17 protein-coding genes and 1 tRNA gene are annotated in these 19,759 nt (G+C 72.1%); 6 read left to right on the top strand and 12 right to left on the bottom strand.

Going from position 1 to position 19,759, the window contains the following annotated elements; all coding sequences use genetic code 11:
- Positions 1-124 precede the first annotated feature (124 nt).
- Positions 125-1,198: a hypothetical protein gene (locus ABIQ69_RS06390; RefSeq protein ID WP_350349537.1), complete on the top strand. Its 1,074-nt coding sequence runs from the start codon at positions 125-127 to the stop codon at positions 1,196-1,198.
- On the opposite strand, the gene ABIQ69_RS06385 is transcribed toward ABIQ69_RS06390, so the two are convergent.
- The 5 genes from ABIQ69_RS06385 to ABIQ69_RS06365 all read right to left on the bottom strand — a co-directional run bounded on the left by ABIQ69_RS06385 (position 1,195) and on the right by ABIQ69_RS06365 (position 7,123).
- Positions 1,195-2,496 carry a CDP-glycerol glycerophosphotransferase family protein gene (locus tag ABIQ69_RS06385; RefSeq protein ID WP_350349536.1) on the bottom strand — a complete coding sequence of 434 codons (1,302 nt, stop codon included), beginning with the start codon at positions 2,494-2,496 and terminating at the stop codon, positions 1,195-1,197. The two genes, ABIQ69_RS06390 and ABIQ69_RS06385, sit on opposite strands and share 4 nt — an antisense overlap.
- A 90-nt stretch (positions 2,497-2,586) precedes the next feature.
- Complete coding sequence (locus ABIQ69_RS06380) at positions 2,587-3,432, bottom strand: glycosyltransferase (protein WP_350349973.1); 846 nt, start codon at positions 3,430-3,432, stop codon at positions 2,587-2,589.
- A 70-nt stretch (positions 3,433-3,502) separates the two neighbouring features.
- Positions 3,503-4,309 carry a CDP-alcohol phosphatidyltransferase family protein gene (locus tag ABIQ69_RS06375; RefSeq protein ID WP_350349535.1) on the bottom strand — a complete coding sequence of 269 codons (807 nt, stop codon included), beginning with the start codon at positions 4,307-4,309 and terminating at the stop codon, positions 3,503-3,505.
- Positions 4,310-4,313: 4 nt separating this feature from the next.
- The gene (locus ABIQ69_RS06370) at positions 4,314-5,312 is read right to left on the bottom strand and encodes a glycosyltransferase family 2 protein (RefSeq protein ID WP_350349972.1); all 999 of its coding nucleotides are present in this window, start codon (positions 5,310-5,312) and stop codon (positions 4,314-4,316) included.
- A gap of 164 nt (positions 5,313-5,476) precedes the next feature.
- Positions 5,477-7,123: a trypsin-like peptidase domain-containing protein gene (locus ABIQ69_RS06365; RefSeq protein ID WP_350349534.1), complete on the bottom strand. Its 1,647-nt coding sequence runs from the start codon at positions 7,121-7,123 to the stop codon at positions 5,477-5,479.
- Positions 7,124-7,269: 146 nt separating this feature from the next.
- Between ABIQ69_RS06365 and ABIQ69_RS06360 the strand changes: the two genes are divergently transcribed.
- Positions 7,270-8,487, top strand: a complete 1,218-nt coding sequence (locus ABIQ69_RS06360) for an aminotransferase class I/II-fold pyridoxal phosphate-dependent enzyme (protein WP_350349533.1) — start codon at positions 7,270-7,272, stop codon at positions 8,485-8,487.
- 51 nt (positions 8,488-8,538) lie between these two features.
- Here the strand turns inward: ABIQ69_RS06360 and ABIQ69_RS06355 are convergent, their stop codons facing one another.
- The gene (locus ABIQ69_RS06355) at positions 8,539-9,387 is read right to left on the bottom strand and encodes a carbon-nitrogen hydrolase family protein (RefSeq protein WP_350349532.1); all 849 of its coding nucleotides are present in this window, start codon (positions 9,385-9,387) and stop codon (positions 8,539-8,541) included.
- Between the two features lie 200 nt (positions 9,388-9,587).
- Here ABIQ69_RS06355 and ABIQ69_RS06350 point away from each other — a divergent pair, with 200 nt between their 5' ends.
- Positions 9,588-11,726, top strand: coding sequence for a hypothetical protein (locus tag ABIQ69_RS06350; protein ID WP_350349531.1), 2,139 nt, complete (start codon positions 9,588-9,590; stop codon positions 11,724-11,726).
- A gap of 35 nt (positions 11,727-11,761) precedes the next feature.
- On the opposite strand, the gene ABIQ69_RS06345 is transcribed toward ABIQ69_RS06350, so the two are convergent.
- Positions 11,762-12,298: a ClbS/DfsB family four-helix bundle protein gene (locus tag ABIQ69_RS06345; RefSeq protein WP_350349530.1), complete on the bottom strand. Its 537-nt coding sequence runs from the start codon at positions 12,296-12,298 to the stop codon at positions 11,762-11,764.
- Positions 12,299-12,335: 37 nt separating this feature from the next.
- The gene (locus tag ABIQ69_RS06340; RefSeq protein WP_350349529.1) at positions 12,336-12,905 is read right to left on the bottom strand and encodes an NADPH-dependent FMN reductase; all 570 of its coding nucleotides are present in this window, start codon (positions 12,903-12,905) and stop codon (positions 12,336-12,338) included.
- A gap of 163 nt (positions 12,906-13,068) precedes the next feature.
- On the opposite strand from ABIQ69_RS06340, the gene helR reads away from it, so the two are divergent.
- Together helR and ABIQ69_RS06330 are read left to right on the top strand one after the other, a co-directional pair.
- Entirely contained in the window at positions 13,069-15,279 is a 2,211-nt protein-coding gene (gene helR / locus ABIQ69_RS06335; protein WP_350349528.1) for an RNA polymerase recycling motor ATPase HelR, read from the top strand.
- Between the two features lie 38 nt (positions 15,280-15,317).
- Positions 15,318-16,250 carry an isoprenylcysteine carboxylmethyltransferase family protein gene (locus ABIQ69_RS06330; protein ID WP_350349527.1) on the top strand — a complete coding sequence of 311 codons (933 nt, stop codon included), beginning with the start codon at positions 15,318-15,320 and terminating at the stop codon, positions 16,248-16,250.
- Positions 16,251-16,256: 6 nt separating this feature from the next.
- Here the strand turns inward: ABIQ69_RS06330 and ABIQ69_RS06325 are convergent, their stop codons facing one another.
- From ABIQ69_RS06325 to ABIQ69_RS06315, 3 genes are read right to left on the bottom strand one after another with little or no spacing between them, the layout of a single operon-like run.
- Entirely contained in the window at positions 16,257-17,132 is an 876-nt protein-coding gene (locus ABIQ69_RS06325; RefSeq protein WP_350349526.1) for an SDR family oxidoreductase, read from the bottom strand.
- Positions 17,129-17,590, bottom strand: coding sequence for a MarR family transcriptional regulator (locus ABIQ69_RS06320; protein WP_350349525.1), 462 nt, complete (start codon positions 17,588-17,590; stop codon positions 17,129-17,131). Before ABIQ69_RS06320 ends, ABIQ69_RS06325 begins: the two co-directional genes overlap by 4 nt.
- On the bottom strand, positions 17,590-18,222 hold the full coding sequence (locus tag ABIQ69_RS06315) for an SDR family oxidoreductase (protein WP_350349524.1): 633 nt from the start codon (positions 18,220-18,222) through the stop codon (positions 17,590-17,592). The genes ABIQ69_RS06320 and ABIQ69_RS06315 overlap by 1 nt, the downstream gene beginning before the upstream one ends.
- Before the next feature lie 185 nt (positions 18,223-18,407).
- Here ABIQ69_RS06315 and ABIQ69_RS06310 point away from each other — a divergent pair, with 185 nt between their 5' ends.
- Positions 18,408-19,298, top strand: coding sequence for an NAD(P)-binding domain-containing protein (locus tag ABIQ69_RS06310; protein ID WP_350349523.1), 891 nt, complete (start codon positions 18,408-18,410; stop codon positions 19,296-19,298).
- A gap of 74 nt (positions 19,299-19,372) precedes the next feature.
- On the opposite strand, the gene ABIQ69_RS06305 is transcribed toward ABIQ69_RS06310, so the two are convergent.
- Positions 19,373-19,449, bottom strand: a tRNA-Met gene (locus ABIQ69_RS06305).
- Positions 19,450-19,759 lie beyond the last annotated feature (310 nt).

Below are 19,759 nucleotides of genomic sequence, written 5' to 3'. Positions count from 1 at the left end.
CCGAACGTCCCCCATGTCCCGAACGTCCCCCATGTCCCGAACGTCCCCCATGTCCCGAACGTCCCCCATGTCAAGGGGCGGCGACTCACGGCCGACGCCGATCGGCGCCGCCTATGATCGGCCCATGCCCGACCGTGTGCACAGGATCACCTCGATGGGGACGGACGCGCCGCACGAGCCCGGCGCGACCGCCGCAGGCGCCGGCGCAACCGGCTCCCCGGCGGCAGACGACGGCCGCGCCCACGGAATGGAGCGCGGCATCGACGCCGTCCTCGCCATCCAGCGCCCCGTCGTCGTCGCCCATCTGCGCGGCATCCGCGGTCGCCACCCGGATGCCCCGCCCGACCGCCTGGTCCGCATCCTCGAGCAGCGCTATCTCGCCGCCGTGACCACCGGCGGCGCCGCGGTCGGCGCGACCGCGGTGATCCCGGGCATCGGCACCGGCGTGACGCTCGCCCTGTCGGGCGTCGAGACCGCCGGGTTCCTCGAGGCGACCGCCCTGTTCGCCCAGTCGGTCGCCGAGGTGCACGGCATCCCCGTCGAGAACCCCGAGCGGGCGCGCGCGCTGGTGATGACCCTCATGCTGGGCCGCGAGGGCAGCGACCTCGTGCGCCAGTTCGCGGCGCAGGCGTCGGGCACGGGCATCGCCCGCAACGCCTACTGGGGCGAGCTGATCACCAACACGCTGCCCAAGGCGATGATGGGCACGGTCGTCGACCGGCTCCGGCACGTCTTCCTGAAGCAGTTCGCCGTGCGCGGCGGTGCCGGCTGGATCGGCAAGGCGCTCCCCTTCGGGGTCGGCGCCGCTGTCGGCGGCATCGGCAACCACGTCCTCGGCCGGCGCGTGCTCGCCCAGTCGCGGCTCGCCTTCGGGCACGCGCCCGACACGTTGCCCGCCGAGCTCGAGCCGCACGGGGACGACGGCCTGCTCCAGGCCGCCGGCCGACGCGTCGGCCACGCCGTGGGCGGCACGCTCGGCTCGCTCGCGAAGGCGTCGGCCCGAGGCATCCGCACCGCCGGCCAGGCGACCGGTCGCGTCGCGCGCGGCGCGCTCGGTCGCCGCGCGGATGAGCCGGATGCCTCGGCCGAGGTCGAGCGCGAAGGCGCGGAGCCCACCGCCCCTGCCGCACCTTCCGACGGAACCGGGCCCGCCGATCCCGCGGCACCGACCGAAGGATCCGGACCGGCGGCCTCCTAAGCCGTCGCCTCGAGGTCGTCCTCGGCACGCTCGGCCTCGACGTCGTGATCGTCGATGGCCTCGTCGCCTGCGTGCAGCGCCGCGAAGCGCTCCCACTCGGCCAGCAGATGCTCGATCGCAGCGTGGAACCGGGCCGTCGTCGCCCCCGGCGTCGTGTCGCCGAAGTAGCGCTGCACCCAGTGGCCGAGCCGTTCGAGCGCCTCGCGATCGTGGGCGACCTCGTCGACCCGGGCCAGCATCGCCTCGCCCGGCCCCGCGACGAGCCACTCGCACGCCTGCAGGTAGCCCCCGGTGTCGATCTCGGCGGCGGGGTTCACCGGGCGCGTGATGAGCAGCGGCTTGCCCGCCGCGAGCCGGTCGTAGACCATCGCGGAGATGTCGACGATCGCGACATCCGCGGCGGCCAGCTGCCAGCCGAGCGCGGGACCGTGATCGTAGATGTGATGAGCTGACGGGTCCTCGACGTTCGCCTGGCGGATCGCGTCGATGATCTCCCGGTTGGCGGCCGCGTACGCCGGATCGACGACCCCCGACCTCGGGTGCGGCCGGTAGATGACCCGGTGCCGGCCCGTCGCGAGCAGGGCCCGCACGAGATGCACGCCGTGGCTCGCGATCGACCCGTAGGCCGCCGCACCGCGGTCGCCCTCCCACGTGGGCGCGTACAGCACCACCTCGCGGTCGTCCTGCGGATACGGCAGCGGGGTGCCGTCGAGGTAGTGATCGGCCTGCGGACGCCCGATCGGGATGGCCCGCTTGTCGAAGTCGTAGTCCCAGAGCACCTTCTCGAGGCGGGCCCTCGCCGCATCCCCCGCGATCAGGGCGTAGTCGTACGCCTTGAACTGGTTGGTGGTCATGTACATCTTGTCGGACTCGCCGTGGTTGATGAACACGTGCCAGCGGCGCCCGTAACGCATCATCTGGAAGTTCTTCGCGTTCTGGTTCACGTACAGCACGAGGTGCAGGTCCTGCTCGTGGATGACGCGTTCGAGGTCGGCGACGCGGCGCACGTACGCGACGGGCAGCGGCGACTCGTCGAGGAGGGTGAGGGCGGCACCCGAGGCGCGGCTGAGGATGAGCACGGGGTGCGTCTTCGCGAGTTCGGCGAGCGGCGCATACCACTGCCGCAGCTGGTAGAGGTTCACCTTGCCGTCGGCGAAGTACACCCCGATGCGGTAGCGGTGCGGCTCGAGCGGGGGCTGCGCGGCGAGCTTCGCCTGCAGTGCGCGCTGCGCCCGCCGCGATGCCACGACGTTCTTCGCGAGCTTCACGGCTCGCCTGGCGTCAGTCCTCAATCCCACTGTCCAAGGGTAACGACCTCCGCGCGGAGCCATGTCCGTCGAGGTGCGGCGGGAGCCGACTGTCAGGCGATCGTTACGGGGGCGGAGCGCTCAGATCACGGGCGGACGCCCCGCACGGGTCATCCGCCACACGGTGCGCCAGCGCAGGGGCCGCCGACCGCCGGGCCGCTCGCGCCAGCCCGCCGCCCAGCCGCCGAACCAGGCGCGCAGCCGTGACGGATGCCGCGCCCAGCGCAGCACCTGCACCGCCGTCCATGAGCCGACGTAGAACGGCACGAGCACCGCAGGGAGGTTGCGTTTGGCGAGCCACACGCGGTTCCGCGCATTCAGCCGGTAGTACTCGGCGTGACGGGCCGGGTCGATGACCGGATGCCCCGCCTCGAGGTCGCCCGCATACCAGGCGATGCGGCCCGTGTCCCAGACGCGCCACGCCAGTTCGATGCCCTCATGCGCATAGAAGTACGGGTCGCCCCAACCACCGGCCTGGTCGAAGACCGCGCGGGGCAGCAGCACGGCGCCCTCCCAGCAGCTGAACACGGGCGAGGAGTGCGCCGGGTCGCCCTTGCGGATGCGCGGGATCCAGCGACGCGGAGATACGAGCCCCTCGGGGTCGACGACCCGAGGCTGGATCAGGCCGAGCTCGGGCCGGTCGGCGAGCATGTGCGCGCCGCGGGCGAGGAAGTCGTGGTGCGGCAGGAACGCGTCGTCATCGAGGAAGAACAGCAGGTCGCCCGTCACGTGCGGCACCCCGCGGTTGCGTCCGGCGGGGATGCCGAGGTTCTCGGGCAGATGCACCGTCGCCACGGCGGGCGGCAGCGGCGGATCGCTCGTCGCCGGATCCCAGCCGTTGCCGACGACGACGACGTCCGTCACGACGTCGCGCTGCGCCAGGACGCTGCGGATGCCCCGGACGAGGTCGTCGGGGCGGCGGCCCATCGTGAGCACCACGACGCCGATGCGCGGCGCGGCGCCCTCCGCGCCGGGATCGGGGCAGCGGTGCGCCGGCTCAGGCGCGGACACGGCGGCTCGCCATGATCGCCACGAAGTGGCCCGCGAGCGCGAGCACCGCGAGCGGGAGCAGCGCGGCCACCACGACCCGGTCGACGAGCGGTTGACCCGCGACGAGGCCGACGAGCGCCGCGGCGAGCGCGATGAGCGTGAGTTCGACGGAGTGGTACAGCCGGTGGAACGGCACGAAGCGCGCGGCCTTGCGGAGCTTCGCCACGAGGCCGCTGCGCGGCGCGGTCTCACCGTGCGTGTCGGCGAGCTTCGCGAGCCCCGCGTTCGCACGTGCGACGTGCACCATGTCGTTCAGCGCCTTGTTCAGCACGATGACGAGCGCGAGCAGCGCCGCGATCGTCGTCCAGAGGAAGTCCGCGGGGAACTCCAGCGGATACGCCGCGGCCCGGATGCCGAGCGCCAGCGGGATGAGCGCCTCGGTCGTGTAGTGGCCGACCTTGTCGAGGAAGACGCCGGCGGGCGACGAGGTGCGTCGCCACCTCGCGACCTCGCCGTCGCAGCAGTCGACGAGCATCTGCAGCTGCCCGAGCACGACCGCGAGCAGCGCACCCCAGATGCCGGGGATCAGCAGCACCGCCGCGGTCGACCAGCCGACGAGGATCATGAGGAAGGTGACGCCGTTCGCCGAGATCGGCGTCTTCAGGAGCACCCAGGTGAGATAGGGCGACAGGCGCCTGAGGTACAGCGAGGCCGTCCAGTGCTCGGCGTTGCGGCGGCCGCGGACCTCAGGCGGCTGCGTGACGGCCTTGAGCTCGGCGATGCTCCCCGGCCGCTCGAGTGCGGAAGCGGTCATCGGCTCACCTTCCCGTGTGGGCGGCGATATTGCGCGCCAGTGACAGAAACCCGAGGACGAACCCGGCGCCCCAGGCGAGGTGGATGCACGGCAGCACCACCAGGAATCGGCTCGCCGTCGCGCCACCCGCTCCGCGAGCGTACCTGACGGTCGCGCCGACCACGAAGAGCGCGTACACGAGGGGCACGGCGAAGCCGAGCAGCAGCCATGGCTGGGCGCCCGCGACGGCCTGGACGATGCCGGCGATGCCGAGCAGGGTACCGAGGACGAGGCCGACGAGCGTCGCCGGCGGGACGAAGTAGCGGATGCCGTTGGCGGCCGGGAACCGGCGGGCGAGCTCGCCGCGCCAGAGCCCGGTGGAGAACATCTGCCTCGCGAGCCGCTCGAGGCTGGAGCGCGGGCGGTAGGTGACCGACAGGTCGGGCGTGAACCAGACGACGCCGCCCTGCTCGCGGATGCGACGGTTCAGCTCCCAGTCCTGCCCGCGCTTGATGTCCTCGTCGAAGAGGCCGACGCGATGCAGTGCCGAAGCGCGGAACACGCCGAGGTAGACCGTCTCGGCGGGGCCTTCCGCTCCGCCGACGTGCAGCGGCGTGCCGCCGAGCCCGACCTTCGTGCCGTAGGCGAGCGCGACCGCCCGCTCGAACGGGGTCTCGCCGTGGGCGGCCATGATGCCGCCGACGTTGTCGGCGCCCGTGCGCTCGAGCGTCGCGACGGCGATCCGGGTGTAGTCGCTCGGGAGCATCGAGTGCGAGTCGACGCGCACGATGACCGGGTAGCGTGCGGCCCGGATGCCGATGTTGAGGCCGGCGGGCGTGGAACCGACCTCGTTCTCGAGGATCCGAACCCGGCGGTCGCTGCCGGCGAGATCGCCGACCAGCTCGGCGGTGCCGTCGATCGACGGGCCGAGGGCGATGAGCACCTCGACCGGGCCGGAGTAGTCCTGCTCGAGGATCGACTCGACCGCCTGGCGGACGTGGGACGCGTCGTTCAGCACCGGCATGACGTAGGAGACGCCGGCGGCAGGCGACGTGGTCGCCTCCGGTGACTCTTGGGGCAATGGTCCTCACTCGTGCTCGGTCGATCGAGCCTAGCAGTCGTCCCCTGAGACGCCGCGGAGGGCCGGCGCCTCGCGGCGCCGGCCCTCCGGGCGGTCACTGACGGGTCTCAGCCCTCGAACGTGCCGAGCGTGACGTCGACGGTCTTCGCCTCGCCGTCGCGCACGTAGGTGAGCTCGGCCTTCGCCCCGCCCTCCTGAGCGCGCACCTGCGCGGTGAGGTCGGTCTGGTCGGTGATCGGGATGCCGTTGAACTCGGTCACGACGTCGCCGGCCTGGAGGCCGGCCGACTCGGCCGCCCCGCCCTGCGACACCTCGGTGATCAGGGCGCCCACGGTGGAGGCGTCCTCGGCGGTCTGCGCGCTCGTGACGGTCGCACCCAGCAGCCCGTGCGTCGCCGAGCCGTTCTCGATGAGCTCCTTGGCGACGCGCTCGGCGAGGTTCGCCGGCACGGCGAAACCGACGCCGATGTTGCCCGCCTCGGTCGACGAGCCGCCGGCCGAGAGGATGGCCACATTCACGCCGATGAGCTTGCCCTCGGCATCGAGCAGCGCGCCTCCCGAGTTGCCCGGGTTGATCGCCGCGTCGGTCTGGATGACCGGGATCGAGATGGTCCCGCCGGACGCCGAACGCTGCTGCTGGTCCTGCTCGCCGGGGACGTCGAAGTTCCAGAAGTCGAACGGGCTCTGCCCCTCCTGCTGCTCCTGGTCGTCGCCCTCGCTGTCGTCGGGCGTCTCGGGCGCCGCCGACGACTGCACGTCGATGCTGCGGTTCAGGGCGCTGACGATGCCGTTCGTCACGGTTCCCGACAGGCCGAGCGGCGCGCCGATCGCGATGGCGGTGTCGCCGACGTTCAGCTCGTCGGAGTCGGCGAACTCGAGCGGCTCAAGGCCCGAGGCATCCGCCAGCTTGATGACCGCGAGGTCGGAGAGCGGGTCGGTGCCGATGAGCTCGGCCGTGTAGAGGCGGCCGTCGTTGGTCTTCACCTGGATCGCGGGGTCCCCGGTGGTGCCGTCGAGCGTGACGACGTGGGTGTTGGTCAGCACGTAGCCGTCCTCGGAGAGGATGATGCCGGATCCGGTGCCGCCGGCCTGGCCGCCCTGCACGGAGATGGTGACGACGCTGGGGCTCGCCTTCGCGGCGACCGCGGTGATCTGGTTGACCGAGTCGGTGTCGTTCACGACGATGCTCTCGGGGCTGCTGCTGCCGCCGTTCCCCGCGTCGGAGGAGGCCTGGCTGCTCACGACGGCCGCGCCGACGCCCACGCCGGCCCCGCCGCTGATGAGGGCGGCGGCGACGATCGCGGCGGCGATGCCGAAGCCGGCACGGCGGGGCTTCGGCTCGGAGGCGGCGGGCGCCGCCGGACCGCCGAAGGCGGGGGGCACGCTGCCGGGCGGCACGTTGCCGGGCAGCGGCTGGGTAGGCTGCGTGGCACCGGGAGCGGCGTATGCCGGAGGCTGGTGGCTGTACTGCGGCGCGTGGTACGGCTGCGGGGTCTGGCCGGGGGCGTAGACGGTGCCGGTCGGCTGCGCCGGCGGCTGCGGCTGCGGTGCCGGTGCGGCTGCGGCGGGCTGGGGCTGCGCCGGAGCCGGCTGCTGCGCCGTCTCGGCGGCGGGCCGTGACGTCGCGGTCGCGTCGGTCGCGGGCTCCTCGACCGGAGCCGGCACCTCCGGCGCGGCCGCTGCCGCCTGCCGGAGCTCCTCGGGCTCCCCCTGCGTCTCGCCGCGCAGCGCCGGGTCGTGCTGGTTGTCGGTCATGTCTGCTCCTTCCAAGCGATCCCCATGCTCGACGGGCAGTCTGTGCAGGGCATCGGCGAAGTCTATGAGTCCGCTATCCCTTCACCGGGAGTCATCCGGACGCGAGGAATCAGCGTAGCCGCCGCACCCTGACGTACGGTGTGAACGTGACGGATGCCCCTCCCCCCGACCGGCTCGCCCCCTGGCAGCGCACCGCGGCCGGGGCCGGCCTGCTCGGCTCCGACGGCACCGTGCGGCCCACGATCTTCGCGGAGATGAGCGCGCTCGCGGCGGCCTCCGGCGCGATCAACCTCGGGCAGGGCTTCCCCGACGAGGACGGCCCCTCGGAGGTGCTCGAGGCCGCGCGCCAGGCGATCGCCGACGGGGTGAACCAGTATCCGCCGGGCCGCGGCCTGCCCGTCCTCCGGGAGGCGATCGCTCGTCACCAGGCGCACTGGTACGGCCTCGCGACGGATGCCGACACCGAGGTGCTCGTGACGGCGGGCGCGACCGAGGCGCTCGCGGCATCCATCCTCGCCTTCGTCGAGCCGGGCGACGAGGTCGTCGCCTTCGAGCCCGCATACGACGCCTACGCCGCGCTCGTCGCACGTGCGGGCGGCGTGCTCCGCACCGTCCCACTGCGCTTCCCCGACTGGGCGCCCGACCCTGCGGAGCTCCGCGCCGCGGTCACCGACCGGACCCGGCTCATCCTGGTGAACACTCCGCACAATCCCACGGGCGCGGTGCTCGACGTCCCGACGCTCGAGCTGGTCGTGGCCCTGGCCGAGCGGCACGACGCCCTCATCGTCACCGACGAGGTCTACGAGCACCTCGTGTTCGAGGGCGCCCACGTGCCGGTCGCGACCCTCCCGGGTGCACGCGAGCGCACGATCTCCATCTCCTCGGGCGGCAAGACGTTCTCGACGACGGGGTGGAAGATCGGCTGGCTCACCGCGCCGGCCCACCTGGTGACGGCCGTGCTCGCCGTCAAGCAGTACCTGACCTTCGTGAACGGCGCGCCGTTCCAGCCCGCCATCGCCACCGGGCTCGGCCTGCCAGACGCCGTGTTCGCCGGACTCGCGGGCGCCCTCGGGCGGAAGCGCGACGTGCTCGCCTCGGGGCTCACCTCCGCGGGGTTCGAGATCGCGCTGCCCGGCGCCGGCTACTTCATCGTGGCCGACGCCGCACCGCTCGGCGTGGACGACGCCGACGCGTTCTGCCGACGCCTGCCCGAGCTCGCGGGCGTGGTCGGCGTGCCCGTCTCCGCGTTCGTCGGCCCCGAGCGGCGCGGCGACGTCGCGAGCCTCGTGCGCTTCGCCTTCTGCAAGCGCCTCGACGTGCTCGAAGCGGCCTCGGCCCGGCTCAGCCGGCTGGGCGCCGGCTGACGTCCACCGCCTGAGGCCTGCCGCATACCGCCTGCCGCCGGCCGGGGCGGGTCAGCGCTCGACGACGACGAACCGCCGCAGTGAGAGCGCCGGATTCACCCGGCGCACCGCGTCGAGGCGTTCCCGCGAGAGCCACGCGACGGCGACGTCGGTCTCCTCCCCGATGGTCGCGAGCTCGACGCCCATCGGGTCGACGATCATGCTGTTGCCCGCGCTCACCGGGGGCGCCTGGTCGGCCGCGGCCACGTAGACGGTGTTCTCCAGCGCGCGTGCGGTCGTGAGCGTGCGCCAGTGCGCCTCCTTCAGCGGACCGCGCACCCATTCCGCGGGCATGCACACGACGTCGGCGCCCGCATCGACGACACGACGGGTGACCTCGGGGAAGCGCGCGTCGTAGCAGGTCTGCAGCCCGAACCGGAGCCCGCCCGCCTCGAACAGCTCCGGCGGCTCGATCGCGCCCGGCTGCACCACGTCGGACTCCCGCTGCCCGAAGGCGTCGTACAGGTGGAGCTTGCGGTACCGGGCGACCAGGGCGCCAGAGGGGTCGAGCGCCACGACGGTGTTGTGGAACCGCCCGCGGTCGGCCGCCTGCTCGATCACACCCGCCACGAGGTGCACGCCGAGTTCCGCGGCGAGATCGCCGAGCGCACGCACGAACTCGCCGTCGAGCGGTTCGGCGGCGTCGAGCATCTCCTGGCCGGGCTCGGGGGTGAAGCTCATCGAGTACTCGGGGAAGACGACGACGCGCGCTCCCCGCTCGACCGCGCGTCGCGCGAGCCGGTCGATCTCGGCCAGGTTGGCGTCGGGGTCCGCCACGGCGGCGAACTGCGCGACGGCCACGGCGACCGCGGCGGGCTGGAGGGCGTCGGCGGCGCCGTCGGCCTGGAGGTCGGAGGACATGACGTCAGCCTACGGCGGCCCGCCCCGTGGCGGAGGCTCGCAGCTTCTGCACGGGAACCCCCTTCCACTGCGCGAACCGCGGTGATTGACTATGCGCGTTCGCGGGCGCCCGACCCGGGTGCCCACCCGAAGAACCGGCTCCGCCCGGCACGCGCACCGAAGCACCGCCCGGCGGATCCACGACCAGGAGGGACACCGCTGTGCTCCGATCACCACATCGGGCGGCTGCGGCCGGATTGGCGGGCGCCGCGGCGCTCGCACTCCTCGCCGCAGGCGCCGCGCCGGCCCAGGCCGACGACCACCTGAACCTGCCGGGCGAGCCGACGCTCACACTGCCCATCAACGACAGCGCCGCCGGCGGCACCTACGACCAGGACTTCACCCGCGTGTACGCGGGCGTCACGGCAGACGGCACGCCCGTGTACATCTACGTCCCGACCGGCACGCCGCTCGACGGCACCGCGCCGACCGGCGTGGCGAGCCTCGACCCCGCGTTCGACCACAACCCCGGCGACGAGTTCGTCCCGTGCGCCGACTCGTCGGTCTCCGACTATGTGCTGACGCAGGCGCAGATCGACTACATGGGCGACCAGCTGGCGAACCAGATCGTCGCGGTCGACGAAGAGCACTACGGGCCGATGGACGCGGCCGACCCCGACGAGCCCGCGAGCGACTCGCTGGTCATGGTCGTCTACAACGTGCAGGACGACCAGTACTACGACTGCGCCGAGACGAGCTACACCGCCGGGTACTTCGCCCCCGACTTCATCGAGTCCGCCGGGATGAACACCATCGTCATCGACGCGTTCGACTGGGCCAACCGCGTGGGTCCGGCCGACTCGCCGTGGAACGACGACGACCCCGAGAACGACCAGCCCACCCTCTACGAGGGCGTCATCGCCCACGAGCTCGAGCACCTGCTGCACAACTACAGCGACCCGGGCGAGCTCTCCTGGGTCGACGAGGGCCTCGCCGACTTCGCGGTGTTCCTCAACGGCTACGACGTCGGCGGATCGCATCTGACGTACCACCAGGTGTTCTACGCCGAGACCTCGCTCACGAGATGGGGCGGCGGCCTGGAGAACTACGGCGCCGCGTACACCTTCTTCCAGTACCTCTGGGAGCAGGCCGGCGGCAACGGCGACGGCACCTACGAGCCCGACCTGCAGTACGACGCCGCGGGCGGCGACCTGCTGATCAAGCGCATCTTCGAGGAGCAGGCCGACGGCATGGCCGGCGTCCAGGCGGCGATCGACACGTTCAACGCCGAGACCGGCGGCGACCTCCGCACGGCCGCGGAGCTGTACCAGGACTGGGCCGTCGCGGTGTACCTCGACGACGAGGCATCCGAGCGCTTCGACATCAAGGCCGTCGACTTCGGCGACCCGGCGTCGACGACCTGGACGATGGACATCGCCGACGACCAGTTCTGGGAGGGCCGCGGCTCGAGCCAGGGCGCCCAGCCCGACGCGAAGTGGCAGCGCCGCACGAACGGTCAGTCGCCCGTCGCCCTGCCGTACGGCATCCAGGTCGAGCGGTTCCGCAACCCCGGCCCGACCGTGACGGTCGCGCTCGACGGCGACGACGTCACCCAGATCGCGCCGCACTCGGGCGACACGCACTGGTACGCCGGGTACGAGAGCCAGTCGGAGAATGTCCTCGATGTCGATGTCACCGGTGAGGCGACGACGCTCGACTTCTGGAACTGGCACTTCATCGAGGAGGGCTGGGACTACGGCTTCGTCGAGGCGCTGGTCGGCGGCGAGTGGGTCACCGTGCCGCTGACGGATGACTCGGGCCAGGTCGTCACGAGCGACGACGACCCGCACGGCGGCAACACCGAGGGCAACGGCCTCACGGGCACGTCGGGCGGCGTCTACTTCGTCGATGAGCCGGAGTATGTGCACTACACGGCGCAGCTGCCGGCCGGCACGACCGATGTGCGGTTCCGCTACTCGACCGACGCCGCGTACCTCGACACCGGCTGGTTCGTCGACGACGTGCTCGTGAACGGGCAGCCGGCGACGCTCTCCTCGGCGGAGGGCGAGTGGCTCGAGACGACCGGGCTCCAGGACAACAACTGGACCCTGCAGGTCGTCGCCAGCTGCGACCTCACGCCGGGCGTCGACGCGTCGTACGAGATCGTCGACGAGGCGGGCAACCACGTCTACCGGCTCACAGGCGACGCCATCTCGCAGGGCGGGTTCCAGACGAAGTGCGCGAACGGCGCGAACCGCGACTTCGCGACGCTGGTGTCGAACCTGCCGACGGGCGACCTGGACTCGCTCGACGCGGGCTACTCGCTCACGGTGACGAACACCGGCAAGGGCAAGGGCTGACCGGCCTCTGCCCGTGCTGATCGGGGCGGTCCGCGCTACGCGCGGGCCGCCTCGATCGCGTCCACGGCCCACGCGTAGTGGCCGCCCAGGCATTCGTGCACCGGCTCGGCGAGCGGGCCGCCGAGCCAGGCCCGGCCCCCCGGCTCGAACAGGTCGGCGTCGCTCAGCGCCTCGAGCCGGGTGAGCACGTCGACGTGGCTCGCACGCAACCGGTCGCGCGCCTTCGCGAGCGCACTGGCAGCGCGACGGGAGTCGATGCGGTGGCGATCGCGGAGCTCGAGGTTCAGCACCTCGAGCGCGTCCCACGTGAACCCCTCGGCCGGGTAGGCGACCGTGGTTCCCGCGGCATCCGCGTCGAGCCAGCCGAGCAGCAGCAGATGCCACGCGTGCAGGTGGTTCACGACGTCCTGCAGGTCGCGGTCGCGCGGCGGCGCCGAGGCGGATGGCTCGGCCCGGGGCGCGAACGGCGCGGAACGCGCCGGCTCGGGGATGGACTCGATCCGGGTATCGAGTTCGCGGAAGCCGCGCACGGCGGCGGCCTCGAGCGCGGCACGGGTGGTCGGCGTCGACATGCGGCCATCGTAGGCCGCGCTCACCCGCCCCGAATCCTCACCGTCGCGGCAGCACCGTGAGCACGCGCTCGATGTGATCGCGGAACTCGGTCATGAACGATCGCAGGAACTCCTCGGTCGAGGCATCCGTCACCGTGCCGTCGTCTTCGAAGAGTCCCTCGCGGAAGGTCAGGTACGCCTCGGGCGCCGTCATCTGCCTGGCGTTGCAGAAACTCAGGACCGACCGCAGGCTCTGCTGGGCGAGCGCCGTGCCGATCGCGCCCGGCGACGCCCCGATCACGGCCGCCGGCACGTGGTCGAACGAGTTCGTGCCCCAGGGCCGCGACGCCCAGTCGATCGCGTTCTTCAGGGCGCCCGGGATCGACCGGTTGTACTCCGGAGTGACGAAGAGCAGCGCGTCGGACTCCGCGATGCGCTGCTTGAGCGCACGCGCCTCGGGCGGGTAGTCGACGTCGAAGTCGCGGTTGTAGAGCGGCAGATCGCCGATCGGGATCTCGGTGAACGCCAGCCCGTCCGGCGCGAGCCGGATCAGCGCCTGCGAGAGCACGCGGTTGATGGAGGACGCCGACAGCGACCCGACGAAGTAACCCACCCGATACTCGTTCATGCGCGACACCCTACGACCGCCGCGCGCGAGCGGAAAGGGGGTGGCACGGGCCCACCTCGGCCGCACCTGCGAGCCGCACATGCGAATGGAGAGCACGAAGCTCTCCACTTTCAGATTATCGGGCACGGGGGGCCTTGCCGCAAGGTCCCCCTGACGTCGCACAATGGACGGCCGTCCAGTTCACCCAGCCAGATCACCGAGATCACCGACCCAGTCACACGACCGAGGAGCCGCGCTGTCCATCTACGTCTTCGACCTGCCCGACCGACTCGCCGCCAAGTCCGACCCGCTGCTCATCGAGGCCGATGAGCGGCACTTCGCCGCCATCGCCGCCCGCCTCGAGCAGTCCATCACCGAGGCATCCGACCGTCTCGACGCCGTCCGCAGGCAGCCGGAGCGCGGCGGACAGGCGGCCCTCGAGCGCGATCTCGAGATCCACCGGCTCACCGGGCGCCTCCGCACGCTGCGCCGCTACGGGCTCGACCTGTGCCTCGGCCGCATGGTCGCCGCCGACGACGGCCGCCCGGTCTACATCGGCCGCATCGGGCTCACCGACGAGGACGGCGAGCTGCTGCTCGTCGACTGGCGCTCCCCCGCCGCGGAGCCGTACTTCGGCGCGACGCACGCCGACCCTATGGGCCTCGCGAGCCGCCGCCGCTACCGCTGGACCGACGGACGCATCACCGACTACTGGGACGAGGTGTTCACCCCCGACGGTCTCGAGGGGCATGCCGCACTCGACGACCAGTCGGCGTTCATCGCCAGCCTCGCGAGCACCAGGTCCGACCGCATGCGCGATGTGCTGAGCACCATCCAGGCCGACCAGGACGCCATCATCCGCGCCGGTTCCCGCGGCTCGCTCGTCGTCGACGGCGGGCCGGGCACCGGCAAGACGGTCGTCGCCCTGCACCGCACGGCGTACCTGCTCTACTCCGATCCGCGGCTCGGGCATCGTCGCGGCGGCGTGCTCTTCGTGGGTCCGCACCAGCCGTATCTCGACTATGTGTCGGAAGTGCTGCCCGGCCTCGGCGAGGAGGGCGTGGCCACGTGCACGCTGCGGCACCTCGTGCCCGAAGGCGCGGCGGCCGGGCCGGAACCCGACGACCGGGTCGCGGCGCTGAAGTCGTGGGCGCGGCTGGTGCACGCGGTGGAGTCCGCGGTGCGCTACCACGAGGTCCCGCCGACGGCCTGGCTGACGGTCGAGACACCGTGGGCCGACGCGCATCTCGGCCCCGACGACTGGGCCGAGGCCTTCGACGCGCCGGAACGCGGCACACCGCACAACGATGCGAGAGACGAGGTGTGGGAGGAGCTGCTGCGCATCATCGTCGACCAGCACGACGAGGACGTCCCCGAGTCGCTCCTCCGCCGCGCGCTGCAGCAGGACGACGGCCTGCGCTCGGCGTTCAACCGGGCGTGGCCGCTGCTCGATCCGGTGGGCGTCGTCGCCGACCTGTGGTCGTCGCCCGCCTACCTCGCGCGGTGCGCGCCGTGGCTCTCGCCCGACGAGGTGCGGTTGCTGCAGCGCGGCGATGCGCGCGCCTGGACGACGGCGGATCTGCCCTTCCTCGACGCCGCTCGCCGCCGGATCGGCGACCCCGAGGCGACGCGTCGCCGGCATCGCGACGAGGCGGTACGGGCCGCCGAACGGGAACGGATGACCCGCGTCATCGACGACCTCGTCAGCACCGACGACTCCGAGCTCGGCGTGATGCAGATCCTCCGCGGTCAGGACGCGCGCAACTCGCTCGACGACGCCTCGACGCTCGCGCCCGTCGACCCCGATCAGCTCGCCGGCCCGTTCGCCCACATCGTCGTCGACGAGGCGCAAGAGCTCACCGACGCCGAGTGGCAGATGCTGCTCGCCCGGTGCCCGTCGCGGAGCTTCACCATCGTCGGCGACCGCGCCCAGGCGAGGCACGGCTTCACCGAGTCGTGGCAGGAGCGGCTCGAGCGCGTGGGCCTCGACCGCATCGAGATCGCCTCCCTCACGATCAACTACCGAACGCCGAGCGAGGTGATGGCCGAGGCGGCGCCCGTCATCCGCGGGGCGCTGCCCGATGCGAACGTCCCAACCTCGATCCGCAGCAGCGGGATCCCCGTGCACCACGGCTCCCTCGGCGAGCGCGACCGGATCCTCGCCGACTGGTTGGCGGGCCACGACGAGGGCGTCGCCTGCGTCATCGGCGATGCGTCGTTCACGCCGACCGGCCGCGTGCGGTCGCTGACGCCGGTGCTCGCGAAGGGACTCGAGTTCGACCTCGTCGTCCTCGTCGACCCCGAACAGTTCGGCGGCGGCATCGAAGGCGCCGTCGACCGGTACGTCGCGATGACGAGGGCCACGGAGCGGCTGGCGGTGCTGACGAGCGGCTGAGGCGTGGTGGCCCGCCGGACCGGTGTTATCGTGCGGTCATGCGGTGGGGACGGGCGTACTTCGCGGCGCAGGCGGCGGCCGGCGCGCTCTGGTGGGTGGCCGTCTTCGTCTCGCCGCTCGTGCATGAGCTCACGCTCGGCGGGCTCGACCCGGTGCTCGTCGCGGTCGTGGATGTGCCGCTGTTCGTCGGGGCGTCCGCAGCGGCGGCGCTCGGGTCGAGTCCCGCCGCCGTGATCACGACGGGCTGGACCCTGCTCGTCACGACCACCCTCGCGGCGTACGCCACCGTGACGACCGAGGCGGGCTGGGGCGTGCTCCTCATGGCCGCCGCGTCGGGCGGGTCGCTCGCGGCCCTCTGCCTGATGCGGTTCGGGCGGGTACCGACGGAGTGGATCATCTTCGGCCCGTTCCGCTTCCGACCGGCGGTCCCGGGCGCTCGGCCCGGCCGTCGCATCGCGGCGACCGCCGTGCAGATCACGGTCTTCTGGGGCCTGTTCCTCGTGGTGGCGCCGCTCGCCCTGCTGGCGTTGGAAATGCGGTGGGGCGTCCACGCGCCCGCGCCCGCGTACGTCCGCCTCGCAGGTGCGGGCGTCCTGGTGCTCGCCAGCGCGCTCGGGCTCTGGGCGGCCGGCGCGATGTCCACGCGCGGCGACGGCACACCTCTGCCCTCCGCCATGCCGAACCGCCTGGTCATCGCCGGCCCCTACCGCTACGTGCGCAATCCCATGGCCGTCTCCGGCATTCTGCAGGGCGTCGCCGTGGGCGTCATCCTGTCGTCCTGGCTGGTCGTGATGTACGCGCTCATCGGGTCGCTCGTGTGGAACTTCATGGTGCGACCGCACGAGGAGGCCAACCTCGCACACCGCTTCGGCGACGCCTTCGAACGATATCGGGCGGAGGTGCGGTGCTGGGTACCGCGCGTCGGCCGCCGGGCCGGCGCCCCTGCTGCGAGCCCAGCCGGGACCGGGTGAGCGCCCTCAGCCCGCGGGCCGCTCCCACGCGCCGCGTTCCCGCTCGGCGAATTCCCGGAACGTCGCCGCCGGACGCCCGGTGAGGCGGCGCACCATCCGGTTCGGGAACGCGGAGACGTTGAACCGCACGACCCGGTAGATCATCCGCTGCACCGCGACGTAGTCGGCAGGCGCGCCCTGCGCCTCGAGGCGGGCGAGGTATTCCCGCTCGCTGGGGCGGGCGTACCGGATGCCACGGCCGAGGACGTCGGAGAGGATCCGCGCGACCTTCGTGTACGTCAGGGACTGCTCTCCCGACAGGGTGTACGCCTTCCGCAGGTGGCCCGGCGACGTGAACACCGCACCGGCGACGCGACCGATGTCCTCCGCGTCGATGAACGCGGTGAACGAGCGTCCGGCGGGCACGAAGATCTCGTCGTGCTCGCGGATCTCGTCGGCGTAGGTCGTCGACAGGTTCTGCATGAAGAAGTTGGGTCGGAGGCTCGTGTACGGGGCATCCGTCTCGCGCAGGTACTGCTCGACCGCGTGGTGCGGCGTCTTGCGATTCGCCTGTACCCCCTGGAGGGAGAGGAACACGAGCTGGCGGATGCCGCGCCGCTTCGCGGCATCGACGAGCGGGAAGAGGTAGGTGCGCACGTCCTCGATCGCGGGCGGCCGCATGAGGAACAGCCGGTCGCATCCCTCGAGCGCCGAGTCGAGCTCCGCGGGCGTCATGCCGAAGTCGAAGCTCCTCGGAGTGACGCCGTGGGGCAGGCGCGCGGCATCCGCTTCGTCTCGCACGGCGGCGACGACCGGCACGCCGCGATCGACGAGTGACCGGGCGACGGCGCCGCCGACGATCCCCGTCGCTCCCGCCACGAAGACCGCGTCGTTCGATGTCATGCCGGCTCCTCGTCGGTCAGCGCGCGCAGGAGGCGCGCGAGCTGGTCGAGTTCATCGTCGCTCAGCTGTTCGAACACCGGCAGGAGCCGGGTGGTCGTGTCGGCCTCGAAGCGCTCGACCTGCTGCGCGGCACCCGCGGTGAGTCGCAGCACGCGCGACCGCGCATCGTCGGGATGCCGGTCGGTCTCGACGAGGCCCTCGGCCTTCAGTCCGTCGACGAGCTGCGTCACCGCACCCGGCGTGATCCCGAGCCGATCGGCGACTCGGCCGGGGGTCAGCGGCGCAGCGCTGTGGGCGAGCAGGAACAGCGTCTCGAGCTGGGAGCGGGTGAGCGTCAATCCCTCGAACGGCGTGCGCCGCTCCGCCGCGATCGCCCGGCCGAGGAGGGTCACCGACTCCAGCACCCGCGCGGCGTTCGCGCGGCGGGCGGCGTCCTCCTGCTGCCCTCCGCCGGTCATCAGGCGCTCACGAACGGCATCCGGTGGATGAACCGGTCGTCGTCGACCTGGGTCAGGATGAAGTCGGCCAGGTCGTCGCGGCTGATCTGCATGCCGGTGCCGACGCCGACCCAGCCCACCCGGTAGGTGCCCGCCCCCGGCGTCTCGAGGAGCCGGGGCCCGCGCACGACGGTCCAGTCGAGGCCGCTCGCGCGCAGCACGTCGAGATGCGCCTCCGCGTCGGCGAGCACGTGGCCGGCCATCGTCTTCAGCAGGAACCGCATGACGTGATCGGGCGCCTTGGGCCGGTCCTCCTCGGCGCGGAGCCCGCCGCCTGACAGGGTCACGATTCGGCGCACGCCGCGCGCCCGCATCGAGGCGACGATGTTGCGCGTGCCGTCGGCCTGCAGCGTCTTCGGCGAACCCTTCACCTGGCCGAACAGGCTCAGCACGACGTCGGAGCCCCCGACGGTGGAGTCGACCGCGGCGGGGTCGAGCACGTCGCCGCGGATGACGGTGAGGCGCTCGTGCTGCACGTCGAGCGCGTCGGGGTTCCGCACGAGCGCGCGGACGTCGTAGCCGGCGTCGAGGGCGCGGCGGAGCATGCGGCGGCCGGTCTTGCCGGTCGCGCCGAAGAGGGCGATGGTCGTCACGCCTGTAGTTTAGCCGCTAAATCACTCCTGCCCACCCGCAGCGGCCGCGCACCCAATACTTCCCAGTTGGTATGTATCGAACGAAATAGTGGGTACTTGCGGGTTCCACTGTGGGCCGCCAGCATGCTGGTGGCGACGAGAACGGATGTCGCCCAGCGAGGTTCTCCCCAATGAAAGGCACCGGCATGAGTCATCCCATCACCGTCAGCATCCTCGGTCTCGGCGAGATGGGGCGCGCCCTCGTGACCGCCCTGCTCGACGCCGGCCACCCGCTCACGGTGTGGAACCGCACCCCCGGCCGGGCCGATCGGCTCGTCGAGGCGGGAGTCCTCGAGGTGTCGAGCGCGGCCGCCGCGATCGACGCCTCGGAACTCGTCGTCGTCTGCCTGTTCGACCACGATTCGGTGCACGAGACGCTCGACCCGATCGTCGACCGCCTGCGCGGCCGCGTGCTGGTGAATCTGACGACGACCTCGCCCGACCAGGCCCGCGAGCTCGGCCGGTGGGCGCAGGCCGGCGGCTTCACGTCGCTCGACGGCGGCATCATGGCGGTCCCGTCGATGATCGGCGGCCCCGGCAGCGAGATCCTCTACAGCGGCGACCGCGACGCGTTCGAGCGGTATCGGGAGGTCTTCGACCGGTGGGGAACGAGCAGCCACCTCGGGGATGACCCCGGCCTCGCGTCGCTCTACGACATCGCCCTGCTCTCGGCGATGTACGTGATGTTCGCCGGCTACATGCAGGGGGCGGCGCTGGTCGCGACCGCAGGTGTCTCCGCCACCGCGTTCGCCGAACGTTCTGCCGGGTGGCTGTCGGCGATGGCGCACGAGCTCGAAGGATTCGGCCGGGTCATCGACGGCGGCGACTACACGGTCCCGGGTCAGCAGAGCCTCGACTTCTCCGACCTGTCGAAGTTGGTCGAGGCCGCAGCCGCAGCCGGCGTGGGGTCCGAACCGCTCGCCATGGTGCAGTCCCTCATCGCGCGCCAGCGCGACGCCGGACACGGCCTTGAGGGCTTCGCGCGCATCTTCGAGTCAGTGAGACGACCCGGGCCTGACGCCGCGGCCGCCGCGTAGCGCCCGCGGAAGCTGGAGCGCATCGACCGGAGACGAAGAAAGGCCCCCGAGATCGATGATCTCGGGGGCCTCGTTGGTTGCGGGGGCAGGATTTGAACCTACGACCTCTGGGTTATGAGCCCAGCGAGCTACCGAACTGCTCCACCCCGCGGCACAAGAGAAGACTCTAGCATGCGTTTCGGGCGACGTCGAATCGAGCGCCGGGAGCCAGCGAGCACGGTTATTCGAGAGCGGCGTGCAGGGGGAATCCGGAGGCACGAGGACCGTGCGCTCCCCGGTTGCGCGTGGCTCCCCGCCATCGCAGCGCCGTTGCAGCTCGTGCACACCTCCCGCGATCAGCTGGAGGTTCGCGACATCCGAACCGCGCTTCGATGCACGCTTCCGAACTATTCGTTAGGACTCCTTCCATACTCGACTGCGCGTTGCTACCGTCCGATCACCACGACCATCGCCCGCCCGGC

This window comes from Agromyces sp. G08B096 (assembly GCF_040267705.1).
GTDB lineage: Bacteria > Actinomycetota > Actinomycetes > Actinomycetales > Microbacteriaceae > Agromyces.
The sequence above is the reverse complement of the archived record's forward strand: the minus strand, read 5'-3'. Positions and strand labels throughout refer to the sequence as shown.